The organism is Prevotella sp. AM42-24 (assembly GCF_003461825.1).
Classification (GTDB): domain Bacteria; phylum Bacteroidota; class Bacteroidia; order Bacteroidales; family Bacteroidaceae; genus Prevotella; species Prevotella hominis.
Genome location: NZ_QTXV01000044.1, coordinates 1 through 19,713 on the forward strand (window position 1 = coordinate 1; position 19,713 = coordinate 19,713).

Here is a 19,713-nt window from a genome sequence, read left to right on the forward strand (position 1 = left end):
AGCTACAATGGTATAAATGCGGAGCCGCTTACCGTAATCCGATGAAGGGAGGTGAAGGGTGGTGAAGGGTTGAACTTTACCCTTCACCCTCAAAACCCCTGTGTTTATCGGCATTCCAGACGAAAAGGTGAAGGGTGAAGAGTAAAATCGCAAGCGAACAGAACGACAAATAAGAAGTGTCTACTATTTCAGTTTTATAAAATTGAAGGTGGCTACCTTTCTATTTTGTAAAGTGCCTAAGGAAGGGCACTATTGTGCCAAGGTAAAGGCAACATTGTGCTCGGGTAAGAGCACATTTGTGCCCCCGATAAGCACAAGGGGGACGCAAGTAAGACACCACCCGTAAACCCGAAACACAGATTCCTATCTTTCAGAGATACGAGTCGCAAACAAGTCTTTTGTACTTAGGAAATAAGATTTTTTGTCGCTTTGCAAGCAAAAATCCCACTAAATTCTACGGGTAAAAGATTTGAAGAATAGCGTTTATTTCGCTACGAAATACACTAAAATCACTTTCGTAGCGGAATAAGCACTATTTTCTTTTGTTTTTTACAAGATTATTTGTAATTTTGCATCCAACCAAAAGAAGAAAGTTTATGTGTGAGATTATCGGAAGAAAAAAAGAAATCGCTGAACTCCATCGCTATTATCATAGCGGTAGAGCGGAGTTTGTTGCCGTTTATGGTCGTCGCCGTGTAGGAAAGACATTCCTTATCGACGAAGTATTTCACGACAACATGGTTTTCCACCATACAGGCTTGTCCCCCTACGACCGACAGCGAAAAGTTACGCTCAAAGACCAACTGCAGAACTTCTACTTTTCTCTTCTCAGGCATGGCATGGAAAATATTGCACAGCCTAAGTCTTGGATGGAAGCATTCTTCCTCCTGGAGAGATTTCTGGAAATAAATGCCAATGGCTCACGACAGATTGTCTTCATTGACGAATTACCATGGATGGATACCGCACGTTCTGGCTTTCTCACAGCCTTGGAGGCATTTTGGAATGGATGGGGCAACACACAGCGCAACTTACTCCTCATCGTTTGCGGATCTGCCACTTCATGGATGCTCGATAATCTTATCAACAACAAAGGCGGATTATATGGGCGATTGACAGGAGAAATCAAACTTTCGCCTTTCACTCTGAAAGAATGTGAAGATTTCTACAAGAGCCGTGGCATACAGATGTCACGCTACAACATAGCCCAAGCCTATATGATTATGGGAGGAATTCCTTTCTACATGAATTTCTTCAATCCTTCATACAGTTTGGCTCAAAATATTGATGCCCTTTTCTTTGCAAGAAATGCAAAATTAGGCGATGAGTTCGAAAGACTATTCAACTCAATATTTGACAATGCAGAAGACTGTATGAAAATCGTTCGATGCCTTGGCACTCGTCATGCAGGCTACACCCGTAAGGAAATCGCCGAGAAGACCCAATTGAATCCAAATGGCGACTTCACCAAAATGCTAAAGGCACTGATGGGAAGCGACTTCATCATCAAATACGTCCCTTTCGGTGCATCGCAACGAGAAGAGCACTATAAGTTGACTGACTCCTTCTGTTGGTTTTGGTTGCACTTTAAAGAAGACAAGCGAATTACACAAACTGATTATTGGCAGAAGCATCTCAAAGGGAGTGATGTTGCCTCATGGCGAGGAATTGCCTTTGAGGAACTTTGCCTTCAACACATCTCCCAAATCAAATATGCGCTCAACATCGGGGGAGTGTCTTCGCAGGAATCTTCACTGATCATCAAAGGGAATGAAGAGAAGGACGGCATGCAAATCGACTTGTTGATAGACCGGGCCGACGACGTGGTGAACATCTGCGAGATGAAGTTCTATCTTTCACCATATACCATTACAAAATCTTATGCACAAGTATTGGGAAGTCGTCTGCAAGCAATGCAAGAAAAATATCCGTCCAAGACCTTCCATCTGACCTATATCAGCAATACGGAACTGACAAAGAATGAATATTCAGACCTATTTGTCTCTTGCGTAACCTTGGAAGAACTGTTTACTTAATCAAATAATCGGCAACCTATGTGATGCAGATTGCCAATTGTTTCGTTTTATAGCCAAGCTATATTGGCCATCTTATTTGCTAACAATATTTATTCTCAGTGTAGGGGCTACAGAAAAGCCTACACTGAAAATAAATATACCACTAACATTTCAAAAAAGCTGTTAATACCCATTAAAATACTTTTACAATAGTCATCTACTTATTATTCTGTGTAATTACTTTACTACAGTTTCGTGGGGTCTGAGTTCCAAAAGTGTTCATTCCCCATTTATTTCCATAGAAGTTTCTACCACATTTATCACAATGATACAGTTTTCTCCTTGTCCAATGATAGCCAGTAGTGTAAGATTTCTCACCAATGGTATTTTCTACATCTCTCACCAAATCCGCATCTTCCGACTCCACAGGATCAGCAACAAGTCGGAATCCAACCGCAAGATTTTCAGAAGACATATCCATCCAATGTACGGCATTTGCCCCCCAAGTGGTAGGTGACTCCTGATAATTATTTCCAACTACAGCCGTCAAGGTTAATATGGAGTCATCATCTGTCGTCAAGTACTGGATATCACTACACATTTCAGACACATTACCTTTCATGTCATAAAGATGAGCATCATTAGCAGCCAACTCAGCAACAGGATGAGCATTTCCACCACTATTGTGTACAAGCCAACCTTCTTTGTCGCCACCGCCATAAGTGTATGCAGATTTCCATTCCTCAACAGTAGGCAATCGGAATCTCAAAGGCCATTTCTTCTGACTTGCAATCATATTCAGTTCCATAATAAAAAACTGAGCATCTTGCAAAGAGATATTCGTTACAGGATAATTGCTCTGCTCACTCCATCCTCTTGGATTCTGTGGATAAACGGTCGCCCACAATCCTTCTGTCACTTCTGTCTCTGCAACATACACAGCAGAAGAATCTTCCTTGTTAACTATCAAGTGCATCTTAATAGGAACACCTTTATAGACAGCCTTCAAAGGATATACTTGCTGGCATTCCCAGATGAAATTCTCACGAGAATGAGCGCAAATTTCCTTACTGTAGCGATAATCCTTCATTCCACATTTCTCACACTTATAGATAGCAACGCTCAAAACCTCATGGGTCACATCACCTACAGGTACAAAACGCAAATCTCTGTTCTCTATGAATATCCAACGATGCGGTTTGCAAGGCACAAATTCCGTCTCCGTTCTGACCCCCTCTTGCCATTTCTTATGCTGTGATGGACAAATAGCATAAGTTGTTATTGTCTTAACAACCCGTTCTCCACCAATTAGCTGAGACCTCTGTTCCTTCACTTCTTCCTCATACTCCAAGTCAGGGCAACACTTAGGATCATTAGTCTCATGATTAAGATAAGAATTCTGATCTATTCGTATAGGACCTTCCTTCCGCGCATCACATAATATACATTTCTTATAAGTGTGGTAAGGTACTGTTTGCAGGACAAAGCATCCATTTTTCGATATATCGTTCTTGATTTCATCATATACAGGCTCGCCAATATAATCTTCCCACGCATGAGGAGGACACATGGTAAACTCTGGTTTGACGAACTCCACTCGTTGTAAATTGTTCTGTTCGGTGATATGTCCACATTTCTTACACTTCAATTTCAAGTTGTAAGTCACCAAGACTTCCGTCGCAGACAACTTTTCTCTAGACAAAACAGTCTCAGTGGAATCTTGATCAGGATGATAACAAGCCGTGTCCTTAGGAACAGGACGACGTACCCAGAAAAAATAGTAAGAAGCCTTGCGATAAAGCATACTATCCTTGCCATACACATCAGGATACATATAGATGGTATCATTCTCTCCCCGTTCGGTTTTCTTCACGTCCTCATCAGCATAACTAATGATGAAGTCAGGCACAAATATATCGAAAGGATTCCAATCATGCCTAACTCGCTTGATGCTATTGGTAGGTTGCGAACGGTCTTCGATCCTTTCCGCTTTGTAAGCCTCCTCACTCCATTGTCCCTTGTCATAATATAGGAGATTATGTCCTTTGCTGTCCAAATCTTGCGTAAATTCATAAAACATACAAGGTTTGGTACGATTGACATCATGATAGAACTTGAAGTTCACGACGAATTCATCCAACGCATCTAATTTCTCTCCATCATACGGCTCATAACGTACATGCAGAAGTTCTCCACTATAGTCACTTGCAGCCAAGTCTTCCGTTGGATGAACACCTAACTCTGGTTTTTGCTGAACATCGCTCCAATTCAGCACCCCCTTGGTATTCATTCGAATATCCATGATATGGTAATCGAAAAAGGCATTATAATAAGTACCAGTAGCGTCAGTACGCAGCTTCGGCTTTATGAACAAACAACGCTGGTTGGTATTCGTGCGATATAATTCAAGAGTCCAAAACATTCTCCCTTCCCTATAATTTCCAAAGTTATATTTGGTCATGTGAGCAGAAAGGTCGTTATAACGAATAAAGAACTTGAGAGGTTCCTTGAACGAAGACACATTCTTAAAATGGAACTCGTTCATCGCCTTGACTCTTTGTGGTTGAGAGAAAAGAGTTGTACATGACGGATCATCCCACAAAGTTAAGACCACATCATAACTTTTGTCCGACAACTTTTGGGTATCAAACTTACGAAATATGAGTTGTGCCTCATAGCCATCCTCCATGAATTTTCTTTTCAAGTTTTTATCAAGCACAACCCTTGCAATTACCGCGTCTTTGTTATAATCCTGAGCCCTGGCATTGCTCGAATTTAATAGCAATGCCAAGGCAAAGAGAAATATATATCTTAAGTAATTAAGCATAGTATTTATTTATTACAAACCTGCCATTAGTCTTAGAAACAATGAGACCATTCATTCGTAAAATTGAAGGAAGTCAAGTAAAAAGGATAAGTTTCATTTTTCTCTATCACTTCCTTGAACATAGCATAAACCACATTCTCTGAGATTTTAGTCAAATCATAGAAATAAGAAGGGCCATTCTGAGCTTCATACCCCATTTGCTTTGCCGAAAAAGACACAACTTTATCTTTACTTGTTTTGAAATAATAAGTCTTGATTCCATTTTCCACTTCTGATTCCAAGAAATATTTACCTATAGGCATCATCTCTTCAGGTATTGAATAGCCTGTATCTATTTTTATCCTATATTTGAAGACTAAGACATTTCCTACTTGCTTACCTAAAAAATAATATTGAGCACAATCCATGCAAACATCACATAACAACAAGCCTGAATTTCCTGGGATTTTACCAACTCGCCAATTCAAGATACCAGGATTTTCATCATTAATTTCCTCTATCCACCAATAAGGCAGATTTGGCACATAAGAAATATTAGACGAAGCACTTTCCTTTACCATCACACTCTTGCTGATATAAACGTTTTCCCCATCCACTTTGGCAGTAATCCAATTCGGATTGGCACCTAAATCCTCCACCAAACGACCACGTTCTATAACTTGTACCCAATCTGCCTTGACATTTGGACGTTTACGCATATTTGCCACATTTCCCTTGGCATGATACAAGTTCTTAGGAGCCTCGAACTGTAAACTGCTTAAAACTTTATTTGCCACACTTTGTGCATAAATGCACTGAATACCACTCACAAGCATTACAAAGAATGCAACAAGAAAACTTTTTCTCATAGTCGTTCTCTATTGTTTGCCTAAATCTCCCATCTTTAGGCAGGTTTATAATTGTCGTTACAAAATGGCAACTGTAAGTGGGAGAAAACATATTTGTGCCATTTCGGGTACAAATATATATTTTTTCTACATAACTTCAAAACTTTTTGCACCTTTTTATACATAAAATCAGCAGAAAATCCACCTTTTACACTATATTTTGCTTTTTGTCCACCCATTTTTTGCCATTTCTTTGTAATTTTGCAACTGTAATTAAATAAAACGGAAATAAAAAACCTAAGAATAAACAATGAACAAGAAACAGATTTTACTTTCTGCATTGCTCGCCTCAACCATGGCTGCCAATGCCCAAGTTACCATCAATGTGGATGCCTCTAATCCAGGCATCAAGGTTTCACCTAATTTATATGGTATCTTCTTCGAGGACATCAACCATGCTGCTGACGGCGGTCTCTATGCCGAACTCATCAGAAACCGATCATTCGAGGATTCGGAAAAGGATATTCCTACTTGGAAAACTGCCGCTCAGGAAGGTGCTAAAATCAATGCGCAACTTATCAACAAGGACTTACTCAACAAAGCTCAGGGTAAGGCACTCCAATTGACCATCGCTGCCAAACCTGCTGCCACAGCTTCTATCATCAACGAGGGTTTCTGGGGCATCAATGCTGTTCAAGGCAGAACCTACAAACTCTCTTTCTGGGCAAAAGGTAACTACAAGGGCGGATTGAAGGCTCGTCTCATCAACGCAAAGGGCGACAAGGTGTATGCAGAAACCGCTCTCAATGCCAAGGTCGGCAAGAAATGGACTAAATATACGGCAGAGTTGACCGCCAACGGAAACGATGCAAAGGCTCAGTTTGAACTCGTTGCTGATGGCAAGGGAACCATCGTTCTGGATGTAGTAAGCCTTTTCCCTCCTACTTTCAAAAATCGCGAGAACGGCTTGCGTCCTGACTTGGCTCAGCTTCTCTATAATATCCATCCTAAGTTCGTCCGCTTCCCTGGCGGTTGCTACGTAGAGGGACAGGAATCTCCGGAGAATGCTTTCCACTGGGAGAAGACCATCGGTCCTATCGAGGAACGTCCTGGACATAAGAACGTGAACTGGCGTTACCGTACCAGCGACGGTATGGGATTTGATGAGTATCTGCAGTTGGCTGAGGATTTGAATGCCAAGCCACTCTATGTGGTGAATGTTGGTTTGTGGCACGGCGGTATGACTCCGGTAGATAGCATCCAGCCTTGGATTGACGAGTGCATGAATGCCCTGGAGTATGCCAATGGTCCTGTTACCTCTAAATATGGTGCGCTCCGTGCCAAGAATGGTCATCCAGAGCCATACAATATCGAGTACCTGGAGATTGGTAATGAGAATAACCAGCCAAAACCTCGCCAGCAGAGCGATCATTACTACGAGCGCTTCAAGAAATTCAAGGATGCCGTATTGGCAAAATATCCTAAGATGCACCTCATCGGTAACGTGGTAGCCTGGGGCGATGACAATCCTAAGTGGCACAGCGATGAGAGCGTTGAACTCCTTGATGAGCATTACTACAGAAATCCAGCCTGGTTTGCAGAAAACTTCAACAAGTATGATAACTACGACCGCAAGGGCAGCGAGATTTATGTAGGCGAATATGCCGTAACCCAGGGCTTCGGCAATATGGGTTCACTCGATGCAGCACTCGGTGAGGCTGTCTATATGATGGGCATCGAGAACAATTCCGACATCGTGACCATGGCATCCTACGCTCCTATCTTCGCCAATCTCAACAACCGTATGTGGGCACCGGATATGATTCAATATACCTCTGATAAGGTATTCGGAACTCCATCCTACTACGTTCAGAACGTAATGGCGAACAACATCGGTACCCGTGTATTGAAGGTGAACCAGGAGAATCCATACAAGTATGATCAGGCTCGTGTAAAGCCAGCCATCTGCCGTGTAGGTATGGGAACATGGGCTACTCAGGTGTCATTTGAAGACAAGGGCTATAGCGATGAGAACGGAAAGGCACTGCCGATGACACTGCAGGAATTGCCTACAGATGTTCACGGTCAATGGAAGACAGAAGGCAACATCATCAAGCAGACCAGCAACGGAGAGAGCTGCATCCGTCTGAACCCAGGCGAAATTACCAGCAATGGTTATATATATAAGCTACGCGCGAAGAAGGATGCCGGCAACGAAGGTTTCCTCATCGTCTTCAACTACGTGGATAAGAACAACTACTGCTGGTTGAACCTCGGTGGCTGGAACAATACCCAGCACGGTGTGGAGTCTATCGTGAATGGCGCCAAGAGTCAGATTGCTACCTGCCCAGGCAAGATTGAAACCGGCAAGTGGTACGATATCGAGCTGAAGGTAGTAGGCGACAGCATCTTCGCCAAGTTGGATGGCAAGGAGGTATTCGCTACCAAGTTGAAGGCAAACACCCTTCCTGGCATTTTCTCTACAGCAACGCTTGATGAGCAGACGGGTGAGGTAATCCTGAAGATTGCCAACACAAGCTCCGAGCATACAACAGCGAAGATCAATCTTCAGGGCAAGGAGATCAAGAATGGCAAACTCATCCGCCTTTCTGCCAAGAATGGTCTGGAGGAGAATACCATCGACAATCCTACCAACATCTATCCTGTAGAGAACTACGTGACTACAGAGAAGAATGGTGCTACGGTAGAGATTCCAGCCAACTCGCTGAATATCATCAGATTGAAATAAAAGAAAGATATTGAGTTTAAGTTTAAATTTACATGTAGAAAATAGTTGATAAATTTAAAATTAGTTAGTTAAAAACAGTTTGGGCGGCAACCTGCGTGATGCAGATTGTCGCCCTTTTTAGGTTTTGGTTTCAGTTTACTGTTGGCTTTGGTTTTATTATGTTTAGTTTATGATTCCTTATTACTCTAAAGTCAGCCAGCCATTTTCCGTCCAGTTAATCTTCTTCTGAACCAGGATGCTGGCGCCATTTTTTGCAATACTGTAACCATGACAGAAGAAAAAGTCGCCATCGGGAAAGGAGTAGGCAGAACAATGGCCCATCGCCTCAAATTCCTTCTTATCGCCTTCAAGAATCAACGTGCCACCACCATTGCGCATATCCTTACCATTCTTATCAAGATAAGGACCAGCAACATTCTTGCTTCTTCCTACTGCCACACGATAGTTGCTCTTGATGCCACGACAGCAGTAATCCCAACTCACGAAGAGATAGTAATAATCACCATGCTTCATGATGAAAGGAGCCTCTATGGCATTGGTGCCGGCAAACTTAGAGGTAGGGTTTAGTTCTGCAGAAGCATCGCCAAAAGCATGACGGCGGGCGATGGTCTGAGGCTTAGCGCCCTTCTTCACATGCATCGTCTTCTTATCGAGCTTAACCAACTGGATTCCATCCCAAAAAGACCCCCAAGTCATCCAAGGATTTCCCTTATCGTCTATCACAAAATTTGGATCAATAGCATTCCAGTTATCCCGTTTGCCTTCCGATGCGAGAATACAGCCTTCGTCCCTCCAACCATTCATATTCGCAAGCGAAGTATTACTGAGCAAGCCTATAGCTGAAGTATTCTTTCCAAAAGTAGAACAAGAATAGGCAAGATAACATTTATTCCTATAGTGGATAACATCCGGTGCCCAGATATGAGTATGAAAACCGGGCACACTATCATGAGTCCAGGCTGGTATCTCATGGTTCTTCAACACTCCCTCCCTGCACAATGTCCAATGCTTACGGTCGGCAGAAGTCATCTGCGAAATACCGTGACCAGTACTGTAAAGATAGTATTTCCCATTTTCATACGCCAGCACTGGGTCGTGAACGAAAGGAGAATCTACGACAACCTGATCCGGATGGATTTGCTGCGCCTTGGCTTCTCCTACTCTATTTACAGCAGGAGCAGCAATGATGATTGCTGCTCCCAATAGTATATCAGATATATTCATGTTATTATACCTTATTATATATAAGCGAAATGATATATAGGCGAATTACCTATTTATAAATTTCTTGCCATTCACAATCACTACACCCTTGTAGTTCTTATCTACCTGCTGACCAGCCAGGTTGTACCATTTGCCATCAGTCTGCTTCTTCTGAATGATGATAGGAGCCTCTATGCCTGTAGCAATGCTGGAACCATCAATATAGGAATTCTCACCTGTAAAGAAGAGATTGAGCTTGGCTGGTTTCTCGTTGATGGTCTTGGTATAGGAATAATTATAAACCTTCTTGGTTTTCGTGGTGATAACTGCAGTCATCTTGAAAGCGCCTGTAGCTTCATATTCCACGGTCATATCAACCAAAGAACCATTCATATCCTGCACAAATGTATCCCAATTGTAATTGTTGGTGCAACCAGTATCATTTACTGCAATATTCTCCCAATTGTCATTGCGCAACATCACATACTCCTTATAACCGGCTGTATTATGAGCCACATTGGAAACACCCAATACCCAACTCTTAAAATTAGCTGTACCTGCAGTATAGTTATAGAACTTGAATTGTGCTTTTTTACCAGCTTTTAGCGTATATTCCTGACTATAGTTGGTATTATAAGCATTCGTTGTATTCTTTTGTGCAGATACCGGATAATAGATAGGAGTCGTTTCCTCAGCAGCCTTATTCACCGTGAGATTGTACTCCTTCGTATAACTGTAATCACCGCAGCTGATGGTCAATGTCATCACAACATGACCATTCTTATAGACAACTCCACCAGTGGACATAACGCTTGTATCGCTGGACTTCCAGGAAATCTTTGCTCCCATCAGTCCCTTGGTAGGCATCGTCTGACTGCAATTGATAGTAGCTCCATCTGCGAAAGGTACAACTATATGATCTTTAGTATAAGCGATGGAAACTTCCGGTTTTGCCTTGACTGCCCAGATTTCCTGCTGGTATGTAAAATTATTCTGTCCTATAGCAAGACTACCACTGGAAGAAGAAAGCGCAGCTATACTCAGCGTCTTGACATTCGTATAATCAACGCTTTGCTCTACCAAGACTCCTCGATAAGTTACGCCACCGATTTCCAAATGGATATAGTCAGTTCCTGCGGTACGGCTCCAGGTACCGGATAAACTACCCGTAATCTTGCCATCAGCAGTCAACTGGATATTTACTGGCTTTTGATAAGCCTTGGAAGCTGCACTCTGATTATATTTGTGGCGAATGAACTGATATACACCCGGAATATCATCGTCGGCAACAGATGCCTTGGTTGCAATATCCTGATTGGTAACTTTCTCTCCATTAAACTCAAATGGAGCAGCCATCAACCAACCTTCATCATTCAGGAGCAACTGGTGTACTCGTACCTGATGACCTATACTTCCATCGTTGAACTTGGTATGATAAACCACAAAAGAACGGTCTTCCTTATCGGTAAAGGCGGAATTATGTCCCTGTGCAATCTCTGCAACAGGCATTGTATCCCACTGATAACCACCCATGAGCAGCACACCGCGATTGTCGCCAGCGTTGGAATCATAGTTCTTCACAGCTCTGTCATATATGGCAGTTGTTCCCCAACAATCCTTATAAGGACCTGTAGGTTTGTCTGCACGGAAAATACGCATCTGATAACCGCCATCTGGTGCAAAACCACCATAGCTCATAAAGAGAAACCAATACTTGCCAATCTTCTCTATATAGCTTGCTTCGCCTGATACATAGTATCCACCAGCAATCTTCTTGCCGAAATATGGGTCACTGGTACATCTGCCGTTGGCACTTCCCGGTTGAGTCTTCACACCATTTACCTCATAATCATAGGTATATTCATAGTCACGAAGACCATTTTCCTCATTCAGTTTCAGCATGAAGATACCACCCGACCAGGAACCATATCCCATCCACAGATTACCCTCATCATCATAGAACACACAAGGGTCTATACAGTTAGGCCAGTAACTTCCCCAACTGCCCCTCACATTATAACGCTGCGGCAGAGTCGTTTCTCCTGTTGCAATCTCCAAGTCAGTATGCTTCCAGTCTTCGGCAGCAGCAAAACCATTATGTTCAAAAGTACCCTGGAAACCAGAGAAAACGACAGGACCCTGATAAGTCCATGGACCTTCTGGACTTTTGGCAGTAAGACAAACAATGGAAGAGCCCCAGTGGTCGCCATTCAAACTCATATACATACACCATTTCCTCATCTTTTTATTGTAGATGACATCTGGTGCCCACTGATTGCCTTGCACTGTATAATCTTTATATTGCCATTCGTGCGCATCAAAGTTACCGAAATCTACTTCCTTGCCCTGATAGTTTTTTACCTTCTTGATGACATGAAGCGAATAAGCATTCTTGTAATTGACAGTTCCACCAGAAGGACCGGCAAAGAGACTATTGTTGGCATCCGTACTCTCCTCACCAACCCTGAATGTAGTCCAACTGCTATAGTTGTGAGACGAATAGGTTTTTCCACGACCCAGATGCGAACCATAGACATAATACACTGGGGTAGTTTTAGAGGTAAAAGTATCTACAACAATAGAAGGATCGTGAACAGAAATACGACCGCTATAGGTATGGTTCTTATACAGATTCTGAAGTTCAGAATCTGTAAGTTGAGTCTGTGCCATTGCCGAAAAAGACAAAAGACAGAGCGTTGATAGGAAAAGTTTCTTCATATCTGTTTCTTAGGTTTAATTATTTACGATTTGTTTTTACGGACGCAAAGTTACTAATTACAAAGAAACCGAAGGTGGACAAAAGGGAATAATAGGTGGACAACTGACACCCTACTTCCGTTTTTCTCCCTAAAAAACAGCCTTAGACACAAGAATTCTTCTATAAACAGCCTTAGCTTTACGAGATTTCCTCCTTGAAACTCGAAGGAGCCATTCCATACTGCTTGGTAAAACAACGGGTAAAATACTTTGGATCATTGAAACCTACACGATAAGCAATCTCTGTGATATTACGGTTTGCCACATTGTCGGTAATCATTTTTCTGGCAATATCCAAGCGGTAATTGCGGATAAACTGAGAGGTAGGAAGTCCTGTCTCAGCATTCAGTTTCTTGCTGAGCACACTGCGATTCATTCCCAAGGCATCAGCCAACTCCTGGACACCAAACTCAGAATCATGGAAATTCTTCTCCATGATACTCATCACTTCATCCATGAAAGGTATGGAATTTTTCTCTACCGCCTCCTTGTCTGCTAAAACCGTCTTGTCCTGACTTTCCTGATAGCGTCGCTGATTTTCCAGAATCGCCTGAATACGGTTCTGCAACTTACCCGGCTCATCACTTTCCTTCAGAGCCGCCTCTATCGGACGGTAAAGTGCCTCTACTTCCTGTTCACGCATCTTTTCCAGGCGGCGCATATAGAGATACTGTACGGCGGCAATGATACCTATTAGGATGATAGATACAAACCACCAACTCTTCCAGAAATAAGGGGTTACACTCACCTCGATGCTCGCCACCTGTTCCTGGGAGGAAGCAATGGAAGGAGCATACTTCACTTCAAACTCATAGTCGCCAGCTGGCAAGGTGGAATAGCGTACACTGTGCTGCCCTGGCTGAAGTTGTACCCAGTCATTCTCATATCCTTTCATCCTATAGAGATAGACTCCCTGTGTCTCACTACCATAATTGAGCGCAGAGAAATGAATGGTAAATGACTTATCACTCTCATGCAAGCGGATTTTCTTGGCTAAGGAAATATCCTCATCCAGATATTTGCTGCCAGCAAGAACAGGTTGGTTATCTACGAAAAGTTCAGTAAAGCGCAGATTCTTCTGAGTATAGGAATTATGATTGAACCCCTTGACTGCCATCATTCCACAGTCCGTTCCTAAATAGATGACTCCAGAACGTGAACGGATGGCACCATTAAAATAGAACTGCGCACTCAGCAAACCATCATTCTTATAGAAACTACTGAATGTCTCGGTCTTTGGATTAAACACAGAAAGTCCATGATCAGTAGCTATCCAGAGCATCCCCTGCTGATCTTCCACGATTCCCTTTACAGTATTATTCGCCAAACCATTGGACATCGTAAAAGACCTGATTTCCTGTTTTCCAGACTGATTTGTGGAAAGACAGTACATTCCATATCCATTACTACCCATCCAAATCTTGCCATCATGAGTCTGGCAGAAAGAGAGTATTTTATCAATAACCCCACTCTCTGGATTATCCAACTTATAAGGGTGTCGCTTAACTGCAAAAAAGCGCTTACCTGAATGGCGGGATTTCAAATCCACCTCCAGATATCCTCTAATTTCTCCCATCAAAAGACGTCCATCCTGGGTAATCAGACTGCCGATACATCCAGGCACCGACAAAGCCTCTGGGAATGGAATTTCCAATTGCTTACGTTTCAAATCATAAAAGAACAGACCGACATTGGTTCCAATCCACATACCATCATTCCGCCCATCGTAAGCCAAAGCACCCACGAAATAAAGCAAATCGTGGTATTTTCCTTCTGTCAGGATACGGGAAATCTGTCCTGGATGCTGAAGATTCATGACAGCCAAACCTGATCCCCATGTACCAATCCAGAGATTTCCCTTGGAGTCGGCAGTGAGAGCAGATACACTGTTGTGCGGCAAACCGGAATTGGCTGTTGTATAATGGATAAAATGGTCGGAATGGGGCATCAGACAATTGAGACCGCCCTCAACCGTTCCTGCATAGAGCGTACCATCAGGCGCCGAATACATGGCATTGACAGCATTGGGGGAAAGACTGCCTGGATGATCAGGGTCATGACGATAGAATTCCAACTGAAGCTGGCGTGGCATCAATTTGGTAATACCACCCGCCTCCGTGCCGACCCAAATCTGTCCGTCTCGGGAAAAAAGAGAATTAACAAAGTTACTGCTCAAGGGATTGACAGGACTGCTGATATTCCAATGCTCTATTTCCTGCGTCTTATCATCAAGAATATCTACACCGCAGAGAGAGCCCACTAAAAGTTTGCCTTCCGGAGAAATCGCCAGACTTGTTACAACCTCATGCTGCAGGGAATGGCGGGTATCAGCAGAACAATGATACACTTGCTTATTACTATTGAACAAACCCTTATTGGTAGCCAGCCAGATTTTTCGATGATAATAAATCACAGCACCGGCAAAGTTATTACCCAACGGAGCAAATTGAGAAGTTAAATCTCTGGCTAACAGGCGGTTGTTCTTCACATAAAACTCACTAACTTTACCCTCATTGCAGATAACGACAGTTCCCTTGCCATACACATCACATAGCCCCAAATCTGGAGCATTGAAAGGACAAGAAGCAAACAGGATGCTGTTGATCTCCCCCTTCTCATTGAAAGCAAAACGATAAATTCCTACCTGAGAAAGCATCCACATATTACCTTTTGAATCGCAATACATACGGGTACAGAATTGCTTGAGTGCCTTAGAGAGCTTTTGAGCAAGTGCCTCATTCTCACAAGGTGGAACTATAGCCTGCATGGTCTTGAGGTCTAAAACTTGCGGACCTTCCTCAAAGGCTATCCACAAGCGCCGAAACGAGTCTTCATATACATTCCTGCAATTATTGCTTCTCAACTGCACACCGATAGCCCCTAATCCAAAATTCAGAAAATCATATCCATCATAGCGCACCAGACCGCCTCCATGTGTGCTAATCCACATATAACCATAAGAATCCTGAAAAATATCATCGGCAAAATTGTTGGGCATTCCTGATGCCATGTTGAGATAACTGGCATGATAACGATTAGGAAGGCTACCCTGAGCAAAGATGCCCAAGTTAACTATCAGAACCATTATCAATATAAACAAGTATCTCACCATATTCATTATATTCAATGCAAAAATACAAAGAATATTTGAAAAGAAAGAATTTTTAGAAAAAAAACGTCCCAATAAGCCAATCACGGCTTACTGGGACATCAATCAAAGTAATGAATATATATGTTTGATATTCAAATCAGAAATAATAAAATTCAAATCAGATATTTAGAACTCGAGCACCATTGTCTGGCGTGGACGAAGCTTCACGTTCTTATCGATAAGGACAGTACGACCATTGGTTACATCTGTAGCCTTTGCCGCATTGCCGATAATCTCTGCATAACGGCTCACATTGAGTTCGTTGGCTTCATTCTTACCATTGATGATGGTCATCACATTCTTACCCTTGTATTGACGGGCAATAACATAAACACCATTCTGAGGACAGAACTGGGTCTGCTTTCCCTTAGTAATTACCTCATTCCCCTGACGCCAATGCAAGAGATTGCTCAACCAGTTGAACATCTGGTTTTCAGCATTCGTTCTTCCTTCTGCTGTGAAAGCATTATGCTGATCACCAGTCCATCCACCAGGGAAGTCCTTACGAACATTACCATCGGTAACACTCTTAGTACCATTCATCAGAACCTCAGTACCATAATAGAGTTGAGGAGTACGGTTAACTGTCAGAAGAAGTGCCAACGCCTGCTTCAAAGCCAATGAGTCTTTTCCCTCACCCAAGAATCGGTCGGTATCATGATTTTCCACAAATGCCATCACACTCTTTGGATTAGGATAGAGATAATCGTAGCAGAATACATTGTAGATACGATTCATTCCATTCCACCAATCATCCGTCTCTTCCTTCTTGGCACTATTGATACGATCGTAGAAGGCAAAGTCCATGACAGTCTTCAGATAACTGTTTTTCTCTGACAGTTTGCTGTCTTTCTGCCAAGCAGCCGTATAAGCAGGCTCTGTTACCCAAGTTTCACCTACGGTATTAAAGTTAGGATATTCCTGATCCAGCGTCTTCATCCACAAAGCCATGGCATCACGGTCTGCGTATGGATAAGTATCCATGCGAATACCATCTATACCCACTGTTTCAATCCACCACTCGCTGTTTTGTATAAGGTATTTGATGACATGTGGGTTGCGCTGATTCAAATCTGGCATAGAAGGCACAAACCACCCATCTACAGTCTCCTTAAAGTCAACTTTGCTGGCATACGGATCCAAAACCGGAGTCAACTTATAGCTGGTCTGCTTATACATATCATTCACAGTGCGTGCACCATCTACAGTACCTATCTTTTTCAGATGTTCAGGAGTCTGGTATTCAGGAAGCAACCACTCTGGAGTATTAAACCAGTCTTTGGATGGCATGTCAGCTACCCAAGGATGCTCAAAACCGCAATGGTTGAAAATCATATCCATCACAACCTTCAATCCTTTCTGGTGAGCCTCATCTATCAACTTTTTGTATTCTGCATTGGTACCGAAACGAGGATCTACACGATAGTAATTGGTAGTAGCATAACCATGATAAGTACTGTTCTTGCCATCATTAGGGCTATCATTCTCCAATACCGGAGTAAACCATAATGCGGTAACACCCAGTTGGTTGAAATAATCCAAATGCTGGCGGATACCTTCCAGGTCACCACCATGACGAAGACTTGGTGCCTTACGGTCGCAAGTCTTGTCTCTCATAGTCTTGAAAGCATCATTCTTAGGATTACCATTCGCAAAGCGGTCTGGCATCAACATATAGAGCACATCCTCATTGCTAAAGCCTATGCGCTTATCACCAGCCATTTCACGGTTTTTCAGTTGGTACTTCACCTTCTTGACAGACTTACCCTGCTTGAATTTCAAGGTCATTTCTCCCGCCTTTGCACCCTCTAAGTTGAGATAAACCAAGAGATAGTTAGGAGATTCGAGTTTTGCGACAGAATCGACGCGAACGCCAGGATAATCAATCTCAACATCCGCATTTCGCACGTCTTTACCATACACCATCAACTGGAGAGAAGCATCCTTCATACCTACATACCAGTCTGTTGGTTCAATGCGGTCAACAGAGACCGCTGCATTCATGCTCATTGTACCCATAAGCAACATTAACGATACAAATATTTTTCTCATTTTCTTATAGATTAAGTCAATAGTAAAATTATATTTTATAATGAATTTTTCCTGATGATATCTTGAATCATTGCCAACTTTCATGCTTATTTAGCATAAAGAATCAAAGCAGACTGTGCATCTACCAAAACCTCCTTACCGCTAACAGGCATACCGATACCCTCCTCATTGATGACACCATTGCAACAAGCCACATGATATTCACCCTCAGGAATAGCGACAGACTTTGCCTCACGGTTTGCATTCAAGATGACAATAATATTCTTCCAAGCGTCTATGCCTGCTAAGTTCTTGAGCATGAAAGCCACAAGGCAGCCCTCATTCTTCACCTGATTAACAGCATCAGGACTGACAGTTGGCAAGAACTCCAGATGCTCACGAACCTTTTCTGCTGTAGCCAAACGGAATGCAGGATGATTCTTACGCAATTGGATTAAATTGCGATAATACTCAAAAACCTGTGGATATTTCTTGAGATGATCCCAGTTGAACTGATTGATGCTATCAGGAGAATTAAAACTGTTGTGAACACCCTTCTTGTCACGCAACATTTCCTCTCCTGCCAAGATAAACGGTACACCCTGAGAAGTGAAAACTGCAGTCTGACCCAGCAAGTCCAATCGGATTAACTCAGCCAAGCGGTCACTTTCAGAAACAGACGGATCCTTCAAGCCAGGAATACTTGCCTTCAAACGATCTACCAGACACATATCATCATGGCAACTAATATAGCTAATCTGCTGAGTAGGATTGTTAGTCCAAGGTTTCTTGTCGTAATTTACCTTATTCATATCCACCTGTGGATGGGCAATACCACCAACGATACCAAACTTCAGGCTCTCCTCCTCTCCTGGAATACCAGCCAACAAGGCGCCCTTGGTATCATCAGAGAAAGGACCACGAAGAGCATCACGCATATCATCGCTAAAAGCACCGATGCCATGGAGTTGTGGCGTATTAGCCTTCACTGCCAACTTCTCTGTAGGATAAGCACAGCTTCCTGCGCTCCATCCTTCACCATATATATAAATAGAAGGATCTATCTCGTCAACAGCCGCACGAATCTGATTCATCGTCTCGATATCATGCACGCCCATCAGGTCGAAACGGAAACCATCTATATGATATTCATTCACCCAATATTTCACGCTTTCAATCATAAACTCACGCATCAATGGTTTCTCGGATGCAGTCTCATTGCCACAACCAGAACCATCAGAATACTTACCATCCATAGTCTTGCGATAATAATAGTCAGGATAAGTACGCTGGAAATTGCTGCCGTTGATGTCGAAAGTATGATTATATACAGCATCAAAAATCACACGGATGCCTGCCTTATGAAGTGCCTGCACCATCTGCTTGAATTCCTTGATACGGACTGCAGGATTATATGGATCAGTAGCATAACTGCCTTCTGGTACATTATAATTCTTCGGATCATAGCCCCAGTTAAACTGTGGTTTGTCAAGTTTTGTTTCGTCAACAGAAGCAAAATCAAAACAAGGCTGGAAGTGTATTGCATTGATACCCAATTTCTTAAGATATTCAATAGCTTTTGGTTCGGTAAGAGCAAGATACTTACCTTTATACTTCAAACCCGAAGTTGGAGAAATAGAAAAATCACGGAAATGCAACTCATAGATGATGAGATCAGCAGGTGATTTCAATGCAGGACGCACATCATTTTCCCAACCTTCCGGGTTGGTCTGACTCAGATCGATGATGGCACCACGATTACCATTGACGCCAACAGCCTTGGCAAATGTACCCGGACATTCACCCTTTCCCATATCAAAAGTATAGAACTTTCCCTTCAAGTCACCCTTTACGGTAGCTTCCCATCGGTCCTTACCTACACTTTTCATCTTAACGGTTTTGATAGGTTTTCCCATAAAACCGTCTTTATAAATACGGATTTTTACACTCGGTTTTGCACTACTGGAAGAAACCTGTGGAGTTGCACCAGTTACACCATCTACTTCAACAGAAGCTGTAGGTGAATTCAAAGAGAAAGTAGTTTTATCCTTAGAATAGGACATTTCATTGAAAGCACCTTGTGCCATCAATGAATGTGGAACTAAAACAGCAGTCAAGGCTACTAATAATTGATTTTTAATGCTCATACGGTT

Annotated in this window: 9 protein-coding genes; 2 read left to right on the forward strand and 7 right to left on the reverse strand. The window is 42.6% G+C overall.

Annotated features, from left to right (window positions below):
* Positions 1 to 596: 596 nt before the first annotated feature.
* Positions 597 to 2,036 carry an ATP-binding protein gene (locus tag DW917_RS12060; RefSeq protein WP_118119055.1) on the forward strand — a complete coding sequence of 480 codons (1,440 nt, stop codon included), beginning with the start codon at positions 597 to 599 and terminating at the stop codon, positions 2,034 to 2,036.
* A gap of 196 nt (positions 2,037 to 2,232) precedes the next feature.
* Here DW917_RS12060 and DW917_RS12065 read toward each other — a convergent pair whose 3' ends face one another.
* Complete coding sequence (locus DW917_RS12065; protein ID WP_158570138.1) at positions 2,233 to 4,719, reverse strand: SUMF1/EgtB/PvdO family nonheme iron enzyme; 2,487 nt, start codon at positions 4,717 to 4,719, stop codon at positions 2,233 to 2,235.
* Between the two features lie 155 nt (positions 4,720 to 4,874).
* On the reverse strand, positions 4,875 to 5,690 hold the full coding sequence (locus DW917_RS12070) for a hypothetical protein (RefSeq protein WP_147344181.1): 816 nt from the start codon (positions 5,688 to 5,690) through the stop codon (positions 4,875 to 4,877).
* A 289-nt stretch (positions 5,691 to 5,979) separates the two neighbouring features.
* Here DW917_RS12070 and DW917_RS12080 point away from each other — a divergent pair, with 289 nt between their 5' ends.
* Positions 5,980 to 8,418 carry an alpha-L-arabinofuranosidase C-terminal domain-containing protein gene (locus tag DW917_RS12080; RefSeq protein WP_118119063.1) on the forward strand — a complete coding sequence of 813 codons (2,439 nt, stop codon included), beginning with the start codon at positions 5,980 to 5,982 and terminating at the stop codon, positions 8,416 to 8,418.
* Positions 8,419 to 8,598: 180 nt separating this feature from the next.
* Here DW917_RS12080 and DW917_RS12085 read toward each other — a convergent pair whose 3' ends face one another.
* From DW917_RS12085 to pulA, 5 genes are all read right to left on the reverse strand, one after another.
* Entirely contained in the window at positions 8,599 to 9,642 is a 1,044-nt protein-coding gene (locus tag DW917_RS12085) for a family 43 glycosylhydrolase (RefSeq protein ID WP_118119065.1), read from the reverse strand.
* 45 nt (positions 9,643 to 9,687) lie between these two features.
* A complete protein-coding gene (locus tag DW917_RS12090; protein WP_118119067.1) occupies positions 9,688 to 12,339 on the reverse strand; it encodes a glycoside hydrolase family 43 protein in 2,652 nt (883 codons plus the stop codon).
* Positions 12,340 to 12,517: 178 nt separating this feature from the next.
* Entirely contained in the window at positions 12,518 to 15,463 is a 2,946-nt protein-coding gene (locus DW917_RS12095; protein WP_233524726.1) for a two-component regulator propeller domain-containing protein, read from the reverse strand.
* A gap of 192 nt (positions 15,464 to 15,655) precedes the next feature.
* Positions 15,656 to 17,581, reverse strand: coding sequence for a glycoside hydrolase family 13 protein (locus DW917_RS12100; RefSeq protein WP_118119083.1), 1,926 nt, complete (start codon positions 17,579 to 17,581; stop codon positions 15,656 to 15,658).
* Positions 17,582 to 17,667: 86 nt separating this feature from the next.
* Positions 17,668 to 19,707, reverse strand: coding sequence for a type I pullulanase (gene pulA / locus DW917_RS12105; protein WP_118119069.1), 2,040 nt, complete (start codon positions 19,705 to 19,707; stop codon positions 17,668 to 17,670).
* Between the last annotated feature and the right edge of the window lie 6 nt (positions 19,708 to 19,713).

Bases quoted from the DNA above. Each gene is read 5' to 3' on its own strand.
- DW917_RS12060 (WP_118119055.1), top strand. From the start codon at position 597: ATGTGTGAGATTATCGGAAGAAAAAAAGAAATCGCTGAACTCCATCGC.
- DW917_RS12070 (WP_147344181.1), bottom strand. From the start codon at position 5,690: ATGAGAAAAAGTTTTCTTGTTGCATTCTTTGTAATGCTTGTGAGTGGT.
- DW917_RS12080 (WP_118119063.1), top strand. From the start codon at position 5,980: ATGAACAAGAAACAGATTTTACTTTCTGCATTGCTCGCCTCAACCATG.
- DW917_RS12085 (WP_118119065.1), bottom strand. From the start codon at position 9,642: ATGAATATATCTGATATACTATTGGGAGCAGCAATCATCATTGCTGCT.
- DW917_RS12090 (WP_118119067.1), bottom strand. From the start codon at position 12,339: ATGAAGAAACTTTTCCTATCAACGCTCTGTCTTTTGTCTTTTTCGGCA.
- DW917_RS12095 (WP_233524726.1), bottom strand. From the start codon at position 15,463: ATGGTTCTGATAGTTAACTTGGGCATCTTTGCTCAGGGTAGCCTTCCT.
- DW917_RS12100 (WP_118119083.1), bottom strand. From the start codon at position 17,581: ATGAGAAAAATATTTGTATCGTTAATGTTGCTTATGGGTACAATGAGC.
- pulA (WP_118119069.1), bottom strand. From the start codon at position 19,707: ATGAGCATTAAAAATCAATTATTAGTAGCCTTGACTGCTGTTTTAGTT.